The sequence below is a fragment of the Methylobacterium sp. J-030 genome (assembly GCF_022829545.1).
Lineage (GTDB): Bacteria > Pseudomonadota > Alphaproteobacteria > Rhizobiales > Beijerinckiaceae > Methylobacterium.
In genome coordinates this window covers 75,826-90,435 of sequence record NZ_JAKSYM010000225.1, presented here as the reverse complement: position 1 = coordinate 90,435, position 14,610 = coordinate 75,826, and the positions used below count along the sequence as shown (strand labels likewise).

The 14,610-nt window shown below is 71.2% G+C and carries 14 protein-coding genes; 10 read left to right on the top strand and 4 right to left on the bottom strand.

The features are described 5' to 3' along the window. Positions 1–3 precede the first annotated feature (3 nt). Together MKK75_RS15295 and ispG are read right to left on the bottom strand one after the other, a co-directional pair. Positions 4–2,013, bottom strand: coding sequence for a potassium transporter Kup (locus MKK75_RS15295; protein WP_244043405.1), 2,010 nt, complete (start codon positions 2,011–2,013; stop codon positions 4–6). Between the two features lie 284 nt (positions 2,014–2,297). Next, positions 2,298–3,632, bottom strand: coding sequence for a flavodoxin-dependent (E)-4-hydroxy-3-methylbut-2-enyl-diphosphate synthase (gene ispG / locus MKK75_RS15290; RefSeq protein WP_409567572.1), 1,335 nt, complete (start codon positions 3,630–3,632; stop codon positions 2,298–2,300). Positions 3,633–3,993: 361 nt separating this feature from the next. Between ispG and MKK75_RS15285 the strand changes: the two genes are divergently transcribed. From MKK75_RS15285 to MKK75_RS15265, 5 genes are all read left to right on the top strand, one after another. Further along, complete coding sequence (locus MKK75_RS15285; protein WP_244043403.1) at positions 3,994–5,121, top strand: patatin-like phospholipase family protein; 1,128 nt, start codon at positions 3,994–3,996, stop codon at positions 5,119–5,121. Between the two features lie 241 nt (positions 5,122–5,362). Beyond that, on the top strand, positions 5,363–7,054 hold the full coding sequence (locus MKK75_RS15280) for a methyl-accepting chemotaxis protein (RefSeq protein WP_244043402.1): 1,692 nt from the start codon (positions 5,363–5,365) through the stop codon (positions 7,052–7,054). A gap of 126 nt (positions 7,055–7,180) precedes the next feature. Further along, positions 7,181–7,735 (top strand): glutathione peroxidase, encoded by a 555-nt coding sequence (locus tag MKK75_RS15275; protein ID WP_244043401.1) that lies wholly within the window; start codon positions 7,181–7,183, stop codon positions 7,733–7,735. Between the two features lie 55 nt (positions 7,736–7,790). Further along, positions 7,791–8,438: a sigma-70 family RNA polymerase sigma factor gene (locus MKK75_RS15270; protein WP_244043400.1), complete on the top strand. Its 648-nt coding sequence runs from the start codon at positions 7,791–7,793 to the stop codon at positions 8,436–8,438. A 193-nt stretch (positions 8,439–8,631) separates the two neighbouring features. Then, on the top strand, positions 8,632–9,396 hold the full coding sequence (locus MKK75_RS15265) for an anti-sigma factor family protein (protein WP_244043399.1): 765 nt from the start codon (positions 8,632–8,634) through the stop codon (positions 9,394–9,396). Positions 9,397–9,456: 60 nt separating this feature from the next. On the opposite strand, the gene MKK75_RS15260 is transcribed toward MKK75_RS15265, so the two are convergent. Next, positions 9,457–9,729 carry a Txe/YoeB family addiction module toxin gene (locus MKK75_RS15260; protein WP_244043398.1) on the bottom strand — a complete coding sequence of 91 codons (273 nt, stop codon included), beginning with the start codon at positions 9,727–9,729 and terminating at the stop codon, positions 9,457–9,459. Further along, on the bottom strand, positions 9,726–9,896 hold the full coding sequence (locus MKK75_RS15255; RefSeq protein ID WP_313901862.1) for a type II toxin-antitoxin system Phd/YefM family antitoxin: 171 nt from the start codon (positions 9,894–9,896) through the stop codon (positions 9,726–9,728). Before MKK75_RS15255 ends, MKK75_RS15260 begins: the two co-directional genes overlap by 4 nt. 201 nt (positions 9,897–10,097) lie before the next feature. Between MKK75_RS15255 and MKK75_RS15250 the strand changes: the two genes are divergently transcribed. The 5 genes from MKK75_RS15250 (at position 10,098) to MKK75_RS15230 (ending at position 14,585) form a co-directional block, all read left to right on the top strand. Beyond that, positions 10,098–10,520 carry a cytidine deaminase gene (locus MKK75_RS15250; protein ID WP_244043397.1) on the top strand — a complete coding sequence of 141 codons (423 nt, stop codon included), beginning with the start codon at positions 10,098–10,100 and terminating at the stop codon, positions 10,518–10,520. Then, complete coding sequence (locus MKK75_RS15245; RefSeq protein WP_244043396.1) at positions 10,517–11,335, top strand: purine-nucleoside phosphorylase; 819 nt, start codon at positions 10,517–10,519, stop codon at positions 11,333–11,335. The genes MKK75_RS15250 and MKK75_RS15245 overlap by 4 nt, the downstream gene beginning before the upstream one ends. Continuing rightward, entirely contained in the window at positions 11,335–12,063 is a 729-nt protein-coding gene (gene deoC / locus MKK75_RS15240) for a deoxyribose-phosphate aldolase (RefSeq protein WP_244043395.1), read from the top strand. The genes MKK75_RS15245 and deoC overlap by 1 nt, the downstream gene beginning before the upstream one ends. A 2-nt stretch (positions 12,064–12,065) precedes the next feature. Beyond that, the gene (deoA, locus tag MKK75_RS15235; RefSeq protein ID WP_244043394.1) at positions 12,066–13,379 is read left to right on the top strand and encodes a thymidine phosphorylase; all 1,314 of its coding nucleotides are present in this window, start codon (positions 12,066–12,068) and stop codon (positions 13,377–13,379) included. Positions 13,380–13,517: 138 nt separating this feature from the next. Next, positions 13,518–14,585, top strand: a complete 1,068-nt coding sequence (locus MKK75_RS15230; protein WP_244043393.1) for a phytanoyl-CoA dioxygenase family protein — start codon at positions 13,518–13,520, stop codon at positions 14,583–14,585. Positions 14,586–14,610: the final 25 nt, after the last annotated feature.

Genomic DNA, 14,610 nt, shown 5'->3' with positions numbered 1-14,610 from the left:
GCCTCACACCGTCACCTGCGTGCCCACCTCCACCACCCGTCCCGTGGGAATCTGGAAGAAGTCCGTGGCATCGTTGGCGTTCTTGGCCAGCGTTATAAAAATCCGATCCTGCCAGAGCGGCATGCCGGAATGCGCGGCCGGCCGAATCGAGCGGCGGGACAGGAAGAACGACGTCGCCATGATGTCGAACTTGAAGCCCTGGCGGCGCAGCAGCACCAGGGTCTTCGGAATGTTCGGCGTCTCCATGTAGCCGAACTTCATCACGACCTTGTAGAAATGCGGGCCCACCGGCTCGATCCGCACCTTGTCGGCCTCGTTGGAGCGGGGCGTGTCCACCGTCTCGACGGTGAGGATCACGTTCTTCTCGTGCAGCACCTTGTTGTGCTTGAGGTTGTGCAGGAGCGCGGCCGGCGCGATCTCGGGGTCGCTCGTCAGGAACACCGCGGTGCCGCGGACATGGTGGGGCGGGCTCTTCTCCAGCATGCCGACCAGCTCCACGAGGGGCACGTCGGTCTTGCGGGTCTTGTTGAACAGGATCGTGACCCCGCGCACCCAGGTCCACATCACGATGACGAGGGCGCCGGCGAGCAGCAGCGGCACGTAGCCCCCCTCCACCACCTTGATCAGGTTGGACAGCAGGAACAGGAACTCGAGCACGATGAAGGGCAGCATCACGGCCGCCGCCGCCACCGGCGACCACTTCCACATCCGCCACATCACCAGGAAGGTCAGCGAGGCGGTGAGCAGCATCGTCCCGGTCACCGCGATGCCGTAGGCCGAGGCGAGGGACGAGGAGGTCTTGAACAGCACCGCCAGCAGCACGACGCCGATCATCAGGAGCGAATTGATCTGCGGCAGGTAGATCTGGCCGGCATGCGATTCGGAGGTGTGGCGGATCTCCAGCCGCGGCAGCAGCCCGAGCTGGATCGCCTGCCGCGACAGCGAGAAGGCGCCGGTGATCACCGCCTGGCTCGCCACCACGGTGGCGATCGTGGCGAGCAGCACCATCGGCAGCAGGCCCCAGGCGGGCACGAGCTGGAAGAACGGATCGGCCGTATCGGGCTTCTCCAGCACCAGCGCGGCCTGTCCGAGATAGTTGAGGGCGAGGGCCGGGAAGACGAGGCCGATCCACGCCACCTGGATCGGCTTGCGGCCGAAATGCCCGAGATCGGCGAACAGGGCCTCGGCCCCGGTCACCGCCAGGAACACGGCGCCCAGCGCCACGAGCGCCCCGGTGCCGTGGCCGAGGAGGTAGACCACCGCGTGCCAGGGATTGACCGCCCGGAACACCTCCGGGTGCAGGGCGATGTGCGGCACCGCCGCCAGCGCCATCGCGACGAACCACACGACGGTCACCGGGCCGAAGAAGGCCGCGACCTTTCCGGTACCCCGGTTCTGCACGAGGAACAGGGCCACGATGATCACCACGGTGATCGGCAGGACGTAATCGTCGAAGGCGGGGGTGACGAGCTTCAGGCCCTCCACCGCCGACAGCACCGAGATCGCAGGCGTGATCACCGCGTCGCCGTAGAACAGCGAGGCGCCGAGCAGCCCCAGCATGAACACGATGCGGGACCCGCCCAGCGCCTTCCGGGCGAGCGCCATCAGCGAAAGGATGCCGCCCTCACCGTTGTTGTCCATGCGCAGCAGGATCGCGACGTACTTGATCGTCACGATCATGAAGAGCGCCCAGAGGATCAGGGAGACGGTGCCGATCACCTCCTCGGGCAGCAGGATGCCGTCGGTCCGGGCCGGGACCAGGGCCTCGCGGAACGCGTAGAGCGGGCTGGTGCCGATATCGCCGTAGACGACGCCGACGGAGCCGACGAGCAGCGTCCAGAAGCCCGCGTGCCCGTGCCGGGTCTCGGCCTTCTCGGGGGAATCGAGGGTGCCGGAGGTCGCCGGCCCCTGGACGGGGCCCTCACCCTCGGCCACCGGGGCGGCTTCGCGCGCGGTGTCGGACGCTGCGGGCGCGGGCTGGGCGGCTACGCCGGGTGCGAAGGTGTGGCTCATGCGGATGTCGGAAGCTCGGGCGTGGCCGGCGCTTCGCGGTTCGGCTCAGGGGCCAATCGGGCCGGGCAGAAAACGCGAACACTCCGCCGAACCGCGCGGGCCGGCCACCCGGCCGACCACTCACGGGATCGTGCCGCGTTGCTATCACGGTCGCGGGCGGGCGGAAACCGTGTGCAGATGCGAAGACCGGGGGGCTGGGTCTCGGCTTGGGGAGGTTGATTGACGCGGATTACGAGACGCGAGCTCTCCCTCTTCCCTCTGCGGGGGAGGGGGAGCCTCGCGCCTCACTCCGCCGCGGTGCGCGTCCCGCCGCCCTGGCCGAAGCGGCGCTGGATGTAGTCGATCACGATGCCCTCGAAGTCCTTGGCGAGCGTCGCGCCGCGCAACGTCATCGCCTTCTTGCCGTCGATGAAGACCGGGGCGGTCGGGGTCTCGCCGGTGCCGGGCAGCGAGATGCCGATATCGGCGTGCTTCGATTCGCCCGGGCCGTTCACGATGCAGCCCATCACGGCGACGTTCAGCCCCTCGACGCCCGGATAGGTCTTCTTCCACTCCGGCATGGAGGTGACGATCCAGTTCTGGATGTCGCGGGCGAGCTCCTGGAACGTGGTCGAGGTCGTGCGGCCGCAGCCCGGGCAGGCCGCGACCATCGGCACGAAGGTCCGGAACCCCATGGTCTGCAGGAGTTCCTGGCTGGCCTTCACCTCCACGCTCCGGTCACCGCCCGGCTCGGGCGTCAGCGAGTAGCGGATCGTGTCGCCGATCCCCTCCTGGAGGAGCACGCCGATGGCGGCCGAGGCGGCGACCAGACCCTTCGAGCCCATGCCGGCCTCGGTGAGGCCGAGATGGATCGCGTAGTCCGAGCGGCGCGCCACCTCGCGGTAGACCGCGATCAGATCCTGCACCGCCGAGACTTTGGCCGAGAGGATGATCTTGTTCTGTGGCAGGCCGAGCTCCACCGCGCGGTCGGCCGAACTGATCGCCGAGCGGACCATCGCCTCGCGCATCACCGCGCGGGCATCGATCGGCCGGGGCAACTTGGCGTTCTCGTCCATCAGGTGGGTAAGCAACTCGCCGTCGAGCGAGCCCCAGTTGGCGCCGATCCGCACGGTCTTGTCGTGCTTGATCGCCTGCTCGATGATCGCCGAGAACTGCGTGTCCTTCTTGTCCTTGAAGCCGACGTTGCCGGGGTTGATCCGGTACTTGGCCAGTGCCTCGGCGCAGGCCGGATGGTCGGCGAGGAGCTTGTGGCCGATATAGTGGAAGTCGCCGACCAGCGGCACGTGGACGCCGATCCGGTCCAGGCGCTCGCGGATCTTCGGCACCGCGGCGGCCGCCTCGTCCCGGTCGACGGTGATGCGCACCAGCTCCGAGCCAACGCGGGCGAGCTGGGCCACCTGCGCCACCGTCCCGTCGATGTCGGCGGTGTCGGTGTTGGTCATCGACTGGACGACGATCGGCGCGCCGCCGCCGACCATGACGGCGCCTTCACCCTCGCCAACCATGACGCCGACCGTGCGGTGGCGCGGTGCGGGGCCTGCGATCTCCGGGCCGCCCGCGGCCAGGGGGTTCTCGGCGGCGGGGATCTCGGAGCGGGTGGTGGCTTCCATGACTTCCATCGTGGACCTTCGCGTGCGCGCCTCGCGAGGCGCCGGCGCCCACCGGGGCTGCCGGGCCTGTCCCGGGGACACGCCTCGCCGGAACTTCGGGTCTGCCGCGGGTTAGCTGCGGACGACCCGGCGCCGCGTCAAGCGGGCGCCGCGCAGGGCAGCGTCGCGCAGGGCAGCATCGCGGCTGTCATGTCGTATCCGGATGCGGATGTCGAGTTTGGCGTGCGGCATGTCGGGTTTTCGTGCGTCGCTGTTGCCGATCCGCTCCGCTCGGTTCAGCGCGCCATGCGGTGGGACGCAACAACCCTGCCGTGCAGTTGATGCTGCACCGCAACATGCCCATCTTGTCGCCTCGACACAGGAGGCCGAGATGAGCGAGCACTTCGGCGGCACCGAGCCGCACAATCCCGTCACCGCGGTACCGGAGACCCCCGTCTCCGACGCGATCGACGCCCAGCCGGCCTCCACGCCGAACCACATGCTCGCGGGGCCCCGGGCCGAGAAGCCGGTCGCCCTCGCACTTCAGGGCGGCGGCGCGCACGGCGCCTTCACCTGGGGCGTGCTCGACGCCCTGATCGAGGACGGGCGGCTCGGCTTCGAGGCGGTGACCGGCGCGAGCGCGGGGGCGATGAACGCCGTCGTCCTGGTGGACGGCTGGCTCAAGGGCGGCCCGGACGGGGCCCGGGAGGGCCTGGAGCGCTTCTGGCGCGAGGTCAGCCTCGACGGCGATCTCGGGCCCGCCCAGCGCCACGTCGTCAGCGGCCTGTTCAGCCTGTGGAAGGGCAATCCGGTGGCCGAGTTCTGGGCCAAGATGCTGTCGCCGAGCCCCTACGTGTCGAACCCGCTCAACATCAACCCGCTGCGCAGGGCGCTCGCCGAACAGGTCGATTTCGAGCGCCTGCGCGAGGCCGAGACCGCGGGCCTGTACGTCTCCGCCACCAATGTCTGGACCGGCAAGCTCGCGGTGTTCGAGCGCGAGCGCCTGACCGTCGATCACCTGATGGCCTCGGCCTGCCTGCCCACGGTGTTCCAGGCGGTGGAGATCGACGGCGTGCCCTATTGGGACGGCGGCTATCTCGGCAATCCGCCGCTCTATCCGCTGCACCGGGGCGCCCAGACCCGGGACATCCTGCTCGTGCAGATCAACCCGGTGGAGCGGCGCGAGACCCCGCGCACGGAGAGCGAGATCCGTGATCGCCTCAACGAGATCACCTTCAACGCCAACCTGATGCGGGAACTGCGCGCCATCGATTTCCTGGACGGGCTGATCGAGGAGGGAACCCTCGGCCAGGGGCAGTACCGGCGCGTGCTGGTGCACCGGATCGACGGCACCGACGCCCTGGAGGCGTATAACGCCGCCTCCAAGCTCGACGCGCGCTGGACCGTGTTCAAGCGCCTGCGCGACAAGGGCCGCGCCGCGGCGCAGTCCTGGCTCGCCGAGAACTATGACGCGATCGGCCGGGATTGCACGATCGACTTGCAGCAGGCGTATCAGTGAGCGGCCGATCCGAAGCCCGCGCCGCGGCGATCGGGTATCGAGTCATCGTACCGATCGCGACTCACAACTGAAAGTAAATACGACGGCGTGGAGAAAAAGATTCACGACCCGGGCCGCGCGCAGGGGGCGGCCAATGTGAAGTTCAATGTCAATTATAAGACCTTCATGTGCGGACTCTATGAGTCTCGATCCGGATTCAAGATCGATAGACTCGATGGGATCCGTGCCGGAGGGACGTGTCATGCCGTTTCGTTTGGTAAAGATGAGGATCAGCATCAAGATCGCGCTCGTCATGAGTGCATTGCTCGCTGTCATGCTGGTCGTCTCCGCTGTCTCGATCGCCAACATCGACCGGATCCGGGAGGCCGAGGAATGGAACCTGCACACGCAGGCGTTGCTGGCCGAGGTCGAGCGTATGAGCGCCGCGATGATCGACCGCGAGACCGGGCTGCGCGGCTACCTGATCTCCGGTGATCCGCACTTCCTCGAGCCCGAGACGGCGGGTCGACAGACTTTCTCGACCGCGTTGGCGGCGGTCCAGCGCCTGACCGCGGACAATCCGGTGCAACAGGCGCGCCTCGCCGCCCTGAGGAGCGCGGCCGAACGGTGGAGCCGTGAGATCGCTGACAGGGAGATCGCGCTCATGAGCGATGCCGCGACCCGGGACGAGGCCCGCCGTATGGCGGGCGCGGGGACGGGCAAGGCGTTGATGGACATCGTCCGCGCGCAGACGGCGGAGATCGCGCAGACCGAGCGGGCCTTGATGCAGGCGCGCGCCGCCGCCTCCGCGGACGCCATCGCGGCGTCGCGCCTGGCCAGTTTGGGCGGCCTCGGCACGATGGCGGTGATCGCCCTGATCGGGTTGGTGCTCCTCCAGCTCGGCATCGCCAAGCCGATCCGCGCCATAACGGCGGCGATGGGCAAATTCGCCGCGGGCGACCTCTCGGCCGCGGTGCCCGGCGTGGGCCGGGGCGACGAGATCGGGGCCATGGCCGATGCCGTGCAGGTGTTCCGGGACGGACTGGCCCGCGCGAAGGCCCTGGAGGATGAGGCCGCCCAGGCGCGTGCGGCCCACGAGGCGCAGCGCAAGGCCGCGATGCGCGCGATGGCCGACAGTTTCGAGGCGGCGGTCGGGGGTGTGGTGCGCGCCGTCGGCGCCGCGGCGACCGAACTCCAAGCCACCGCCGAGACCATGAGCGCGGCCGCCGCCGAGACGGCGAGCCAATCCACCTCGGTGGCCAGCGCGGCCGAGCAGGCGGCCGCGAATGTCGGGACGGTGGCGGCCGCCGCCGAGGAACTCGGCGCGACGGTCGGGGAGATCGGCCGTCAGGTGCAGGCTTCGACCGACGTCGCCAACGCGGCCGTGACGGAGGCCGGGAAATCCTCCGACCTGATGCGGAGCCTGCAGGCGAGCGCGGCACGGATCGGCGACGTCGTGGGTCTCATCTCGGGCATCGCGGCGCAGACGAACCTCCTGGCGCTCAACGCGACCATCGAGGCGGCGCGTGCCGGCGAGTCCGGCCGCGGCTTCGCCGTGGTGGCGACAGAGGTCAAGGAACTGGCGGCCCAGACCGCCAGGGCGACCGAGGAGGTGGCGCGCCAGATCGAGGAGATCCGATCCTGCACCGGAGACGCCTCCGGAGCGCTCGTCGCGGTCGTCGCCCGCATCAACGAGATCAGCCGATTGGCCGATGGAATCGCCGCCGCGATCGAGCAGCAGGGCTCGGCGACTCAGGAGATCGTCCGGAACGTCGGGCAGGCGGCGACCGGCACCGGCGCGGTGACCCACAACATCGCGGGCGTCGCCCGGTCGGCACAGGGGGCGGGGGAAGCCGCCGCGCACGTGCTCGGCTCGGCCTCGGACCTTTCGATCCAGGCGCGGCGGCTCGACGCGGAGGTCCGCGGCTTCCTCGACACGGTCCGGGCGGCCTGAGCCGATTCCCTGAGCCGGGCCTGCGACGAAGCCGCCGTGTCGGCGCACGAAACCTGGGCGGGCACGGCACGTTTTGGCTTGGCCGGGGTGCCGAACCCGCACTCCGCGCGAACCGAGGCCGCTGTCATGACGCTGCTGCGCCGCGAGGCCCTGATCCTGATCGGCGCCGGTCTGGCCGGAAGCGCCCGCGCCGCCGGGGCCGCGCGGGCCACCGACTTCGCCTTCGAGACGCCGGAGGGCGGACCGATGCCGCTCTCGGCCTATGCGGGCAAGCCGATCCTCGTGGTCAACACCGCCACGGCCTGCGGCTATGCCGGGCAGCTCGCCGGTCTTCAGACCCTGTGGACCCGCTTCGGCGACCGGGGCCTGACGGTGCTCGGCGTGCCGTCGCCCGATTTCGGCAACCAGGAGCCGCTCGACGGGCCCGCCATCGCGGAGGCCGCCCGGAAGAATCACGGCGTCACCTTCCCGCTCACCGCCAAGACGCACGTGAAGATGCCGGCGGCCCATCCGTTCTATCGCTGGGCCGCCTCCGAGCGCCCGGCCGAGACGCCGCGCTGGAACTTCCACAAGTACCTGATCGCCCGCGACGGCACGCTCGCGGCCGCCTTCGCCACGCAGGTTGAGCCCACCGACCCGCGGGTGATTTCCGGCATCGCCGCCACCCTCGACCAGACCTGAATAACGCCGCCTCGGCGGGCGGGATTAAAGCGCCGGGCCGCCGCGTTCACGCTTCATGGCATCGGACAAGCACAAGCGCGCTGACCTCCTCGACCTGCTGGTGCCCCTGCGGCGCTACGCCCGGTCGCTCACCCGCGATGCGCTGCGGGCCGACGATCTCGTGCACGACACGCTGGTGCGCGCCCTGGAGATGCAGGGCACGCTCCGCCCGAACACCAATCTGCGCACCTGGATGATGACGGTGCTGCACAACGCCTTCATCGACGAGCAGCGCCGCCGGCAGGTGGAGGCGCGCCATGCCGACACGCTGGTGCGGATGGCCGACGACATGGCGCCCCCGGCCCAGGAGGGACAGGTCCGCCTCTCTCAGATCCGGAAGGCGTTCCTCACCCTGCCCGAGGAGCAGCGCGCCGCCCTGCACCTCGTGACCCTGGAGGGCATGGCCTATGCCGACGCGGCGGCCGTGCTCGGCATCCCGATCGGGACGCTGATGTCCCGCCTCGGCCGCGGCCGGGCCGCCCTGCGGGCCTTCGAGGAGGGCGCGCGGGGCGATCGGGCCTCCGGAGAGGATGCCGGTGGCCAAGCATCCGGCAGGGCGGCGGAGACGCGGCGCGGGCCGCCCTCCGCCCTCAGGCTCGTCGTGTCGGACGCGCCGCAGGGCCGGTCCGCGTGGCCCCTCCGGCGTGCCGCAGGGGAGTCTTGAGGACGGCTCAGGCCGATCGGTCAGTCCCCGGCGTCGGCGCGGACTGACGACGACGACCGGCGGATCGCTCTGCGGCATGGTGCGGGAAAGCGGCCTCCGATCGTCCGAATCCCCCATGCGGGAACACAGGCCCCGGGCCACGACCGTTGTAGGGCGGCGCGATCCGGGGCACGCTGGCACCGAGGACTTCACGATGATTGATCCGATCACAGACGACGATCTCATCGCCTTCGTCGACGGGCAGATCGACCCGATGCGCCGCCTGGACGTCGAGGCTCATCTGGCGGCCGATCCCGCCTCCGCCGCCCGGGTGATGGCCGAGATGCACGACCGCGATGCGCTACGGGCCTGTTTCGAACGCGTCCCGGGCCCGGGGCCGGACCGGACCGTCGCGCTCGCCCGCCGCTTCGACCGGAACCTGCGCTGGCGCCGGGTCGCCTCGCGCCTCAAGCGGGCCGCCGCCATCGCGGTGCTGGTCGGCGCGGGCTGGCTCGCCCATGACGAGATCGGCCGCTTCGGCGTGCCCGACACCCTGGCGGCGACGCCGGACCCGGCGCTGATCGCCGATGCCCGGCAGGCCAGGGCCGTGGCGCTGCTGCGCAAGAGCATCAGCGGCGCGGCCGACGGGCCGGTCTACGACCGGACGCGCCTGCATACCGTGACCGGCATCGACCTGCCGGCCTTGCCGGAGGGCTGGCGGGTGCGCGACATCCAGATCTTCCCGGCCCGTCACGGCACCGGCATCGAGATCGCGCTGGAGGCCGGGGGCTACGGCGAGGCATCGCTGTTCGCCACCCGGGGCATCCACGGCGGCCCGGCGGTGCTCACCGGCTCCGAGGACGGCGACATCGTCTCCTGGAACGCGGGCGACACCGCCTACGCGTTGATCGGCCCGCGGGACGACGCGGCGCTGCGGCAGGTGGCGGGGCTCCTCGGCGCGGGGCCGGCGTCGCGCTGAGGCGGCGCAATCCGACGCCCGGAGCCATTCGCGACCGAAGAGCGAGAGGCCGCGCCCGGCTCAATCGTCATAGTGCCAGCGGCACTGAGCGATCTCAAGGACTTGATCCTCCCCGACGCCCGTGACGCGATACACGAGGCGGTGGTTCCCCGTGATCCTGCGCGACCACCACCCTTTGAGATTGCCGCGCAAAGGCTCGACCTTCCCGATGCCCGCGAACGGCGTTCGCATGCTGGCGTTGATCAGATCATTGATGCGAACGAGCGTGTCCCGGTCGGTCGCCTGCCAGTGCAGGTATTCCTGCCAGGCGCTCGCCGCCCAGACGAGCTTCACGGCTCGATGAGGCCATGCTCCGTGCCGGCGCCGGTATCGAGCTGTGCGACACTGTCGAGGAGACGCTTGGCGTTCGCCGGCGTCGAGAGCAGGTGCAGCGTCTCGCGGAGGCTGTTCAGCTCGGCCAGCGGCATGACCACCATGTCCGGGCGGTTCTGCCGGGTCACGATCAACTCCGCCCGATCCGCCTCGACACGGTCCAGTGGGTCGCGAGGTGCGCACGGAATTCCGTGTAACTGACCGGACCCATCCGTATCCTCGGCTGTACAGACGGCGGGCGCATATCCGCCGCAAGACGGATGACTGCCGGCCTCCCCAACCTCCAAGGCGCCTCGACATCCCGCCCCGGCGGGTGCCAAAGATCGGTCATGCGAGCTGCGGATTCGGCACGGGCGGATGACGGGGCGGCGCTGCTGGCGGCCGCCCGGGCGGTCCGCGAGCGGGCGCACGCGCCCTATTCCCGCTTCCGCGTCGGGGCGGCGCTCCGGGACGAGAACGGCGCCATCCATGCCGGCTGCAACGTCGAGAACGCCGCCTACCCGGTCGGGACCTGCGCGGAGGCCGGGGCGATCGCCGCCATGGTGGCGGCCGGGGGGCGGCGCATCGCGGCGATCCTCGTCTGCGGGGAGGGCGCGGGCCTCGTGACGCCCTGCGGCGCCTGCCGGCAGCGCATCCGGGAATTCGCCGCGCCGGACACGCCGATCCACGCCGCCACCCCGGAGGCCATCGCGAAAACCTTCACCCTCGCCGAGCTGCTGCCGGCCTCCTTCGGCCCGGAGACGCTGACGTGAGCGAGGCCGCCGCCCTCGACGCGCTGCACGCCGCCGGCTTCGCGGGGGACTACGCCTGCGCCCTCGTGACCGGCACCGGGCTCGGCGGGATCGCGGGTGCCCTGGAGGATCCCGTCACCCTCGCCTATGCGGCGATTCCCGGCTTCCCGGGGGCGGGGGTCAGCGGCCATGCCGGGCGTCTGCACCGCGGATCCCTGGCGGGGCGGCCGGTCCTGATCTTCGAGGGGCGGGCGCACGCCTACGAGCGGGGCGATCCGGCGGTGATGCGCGTGCCGCTGGCCTGCGCGCGACAACTCGGGGCGCGGCGCCTGCTGCTCACCAACGCCTCCGGATCCCTGCGGCCGGAGACCGGCCCGGGACGCCTGGTCCTGCTCGCCGACCACATCAACCTGTCGGGCCTCAACCCGCTGATCGGCGAGGCGAGCGACGCCCGCTTCGTGCCGATGACCGAGGCCTACGACCCCGACCTGCGGGCGCGCCTGCGCGCGGCGGCCGAGACCTGCGGCGTGCCCCTGGGGGAGGGGGTCTACGCGTGGTTCCCGGGCCCGAGCTTCGAGACGCCCGCCGAGGTCCGGATGGCCGGCATCCTGGGGGCCGACCTCGTCGGCATGTCGACGGTGCCGGAGGTGATCCTCGCCCGCTTCCTCGGCCTGCCGGTGGCGGCCATCTCGGTGGTGACCAACCTCGCCGCCGGGATCGCCGGGGGCGCCCCGCACCATGCGGAGACGAAGGCGGTGGCGGCCCGGGCCGCGCAGGATCTCGGCCGCCTGATCCGGGCCTTCGTGGCCGATCTGCCCGACGGAGATGCGCCGTGATGGATTCGGAGATGGACGCGGTCGCCCGCCGGGCGCTGCCGCTCCTCGACCTCACCGATCTCGGCGAGACCTGCACCGAGACGAGGATCGACGCCCTGTGCCGGGACGCGAAGGCCGGCCCGGTGGCGGCGATCTGCGTCTGGCCGCGCTTCGTCACGCAGGGGGCCCGGGCGCTGTCCGGCACCGGCATCCGGATCGCCACGGTGATCAATTTCCCCGACGGCGGCGAGGATTGCGCCCGGGCCACCGACGACACCGCCGAGGCCCTGCGCGACGGCGCCGACGAGATCGACCTCGTCCTGCCCTACCGCGCCCTGAAGCGGGGCGACGCGGCGCTCGCCCGCGACATGGTGGAGGCCGTGCGCGACGTCTGCGGCAGCGTGACCCTCAAGGTGATCCTGGAGACGGGCGAGCTCGGCAACCCCGAAAGGATCCGGGCGGCGAGCCGGATCGCCCTGGAGGCGGGCGCCGATTTCCTGAAGACCTCCACGGGCAAGAGCCCGGTCTCGGCGACCCCCGAGGCCGCGGACCTGATGCTGACCGAGATCAAGGCGAGCGGCCGTCCCGCCGGCCTGAAGGTGTCGGGCGGCCTGCGCAGCGTCGCCGACGCGGCCAGCTATCTCGCCCTGGCCGACCGGATCATGGGTCCCGACTGGGCGACTCCAAGAACCTTCCGGCTCGGGGCGAGCAGCTTGTACGGCGCCCTGATGCAGGCGCGGGGGCTCTGAGCATGCGGCTGCCGCAGGAGATCATCCGAGCCAAGCGCGACGGCCTGCCGCTCGATCCGGAGGCGATCACGGCCTTCGTCCGGGGCCTCACGGACGGCACCGTGGGGGAGGGGCAGGCGGCGGCCTTCGCCATGGCGGTGTTCTTCCGCGGGCTCGCGCTGCCCGAGCGGGTCGCGCTCACCCGGGCGATGGCGGACTCGGGCACGGTGCTGACCTGGGCGCTGCCGGGCCCGGTGCTCGACAAGCACTCCACCGGCGGCATCGGCGACACCGTGAGCCTCGTGCTGGCCCCGATGGTGGCGGCCTGCGGCGGCTACGTGCCGATGATCTCAGGGCGCGGCCTCGGCCATACCGGCGGGACCCTCGACAAGCTCGGCAGCATCCCGGGCTACGACGCGACGCCGGGGCTCGACAGCTTCCGGCAGGTCGTCCGTCGCGTCGGCTGCGCGATCATCGGCCAGACCGCAGACCTCGCTCCCGCCGACCGGCGCCTCTACGCGATCCGCGATGTGACCGGGACGGTCGAGTCGCTGGATCTCATCACCGCCTCGATCCTCTCGAAGAAACTCGCGGCCGGGCTCGACGGGCTGGTGATGGACGTCAAGCAGGGCTCCGGCGCGTTCATGGCGAGCCTGCCCGAAGCGCGGGCGCTGGCCGAGAGCATCGTCACGGTGGCGGAGGGCGCGGGCCTGCGCACGGCGGCGCTCATCACCGACATGGACGCGCCGCTGGCGAGCGCCGCCGGCAACGCCGTCGAGGTCGCCTACGCGATCGACTACCTGAAGGGCCTGCGCCGGGAGCCGCGCTTCCACGCGGTGACGCTGGCCCTGGCCTCGGAGATGCTGGTGGCCGGGGGGCTCGCGCGGCACGCCGACGGCGCCGCGGAGCGGCTCGAAGCGGTCCTGGCCTCGGGCCGGGCGGCCGAGATCTTTGCGGAGATGGTGGCGGCGCTGGGCGGCCCGACCGATCTGCTGGACGAGCCCGAGAAGCACCTGCCCGTCGCGCCGGTGCGGCGGCCGGTCCATCAGGCCGGAACGGTCGCGCGCATCGAGACCCGGGCGCTCGGCCTCGCGGTGATCGAGCTCGGCGGCGGCCGCACCCACCCCGAGGATGCCATCGATCCCCGGGTCGGCTTCACGGATCTCGCCGCCCCGGGATCCTCCGGCGGCCTGCTCGGGATCGTCCACGCGGCCGACGAGGCCGCCGCCGATCGGGCGGAGGCGGCCCTGCGGGCGGCCTACCGGATGGGCGCGGCGCCCGCCGAACGGCCGGCGATCCTCGAATCCGTGCGGGGCGAGGGGACGGCCGCGCCCTGACGCATCGGCCGAAGCGGATTTCTGCGCACTCGGTCTTACGATCGCCGCGAAGCGCTGCAACGTCCATCCATAAGCCGCACGCGGCGCGCAGATCCCGCGCTCCGGACGCAGCGGCACAGCCCCGGGGCGGAGGATAAGATGGCTCGAACGTTCCGCCGTGTCGCGGACCTTGCGCGTGCGCTGACGCGGCCAAACCAGATCCCAGTGCGCGATCCCGCGGCGCCGCCCCCGCCCACCCCCTTCGTGGTCGATGCCGACGTCCCCGTGGATATCGGCTGCATCAAGGTGTTCCGGGCCGAGAATTTCCCGGAATCCGGGCCGAGCCCGTGGCTCGACCAGCCGGACGCGCAGGCGATCATCGCGCGGCGCGTGGCGCGGCGGGAGATCACCCCGCGGCAGGCCGAGATCTGCCGGTCCTGGGAGGCGCACGGCTACTACGTCCTGCGCGGCGCCATCGACGCGGAGACGATCGACGAGGCCTGGGGCGCCTACGAGGCGGCGATCGCCCGGGGCGACGTGACCCTCGCCCCCGAGAAGGCCGCCGAGGACGATCCGCATCCCGGCCGCTATCTCAACCCGCACCTGAAGGTCGAGGAGATCGAGCGGCTCCTGAAGCACCCGGTCTTGGTCAACTTCAGCAGCATGGTGCTGGGCCGCCCGGCGATCCCGTTCCAGACCATCGCGTCGCACAAGGGCAGCCAGCAGGCCGAGCACTCGGACTCGATCCACATGACGACCTACCCGGTCGGCTACCTCGCCGCCTGCTGGATCGCCATGGAGGACATCCACGCGGATTCGGGGCCGCTGGTCTATTACCCCGGCACGCACCGCCTACCGTACCTGTTCAGCCACGATGTCGGCATCTCGCCGGAGGATTTTAAGCAGCGCGGCTACGGCGCCTATGTCGATCACTACGAGCCGGCGATCCAGCGGGAGATCCGGGACCACGGGGCGAAGCCGGAACACTTCACGGCCCGCAAGGGCGACGTGCTGTTCTGGCACGCGAACCTGCTGCACGGGGGCTCGGCTCGGGCCGACATCCGGCGGTCCCGCAAGGCGCTCGTGCATCATTACTTCGCCGAGGGCTGCGTCTGCTACCATGATCTGTCGGCGACGACCTCGGCGGTCCACGGCCCGGTCGAGAGCCTGCCGACCTGCGGGGCATCGAACCCGGATATCCAGATCCGCGATCGGATCGCCTCATAGGGCGGGCCGGGCAAGCCGTGGAGGC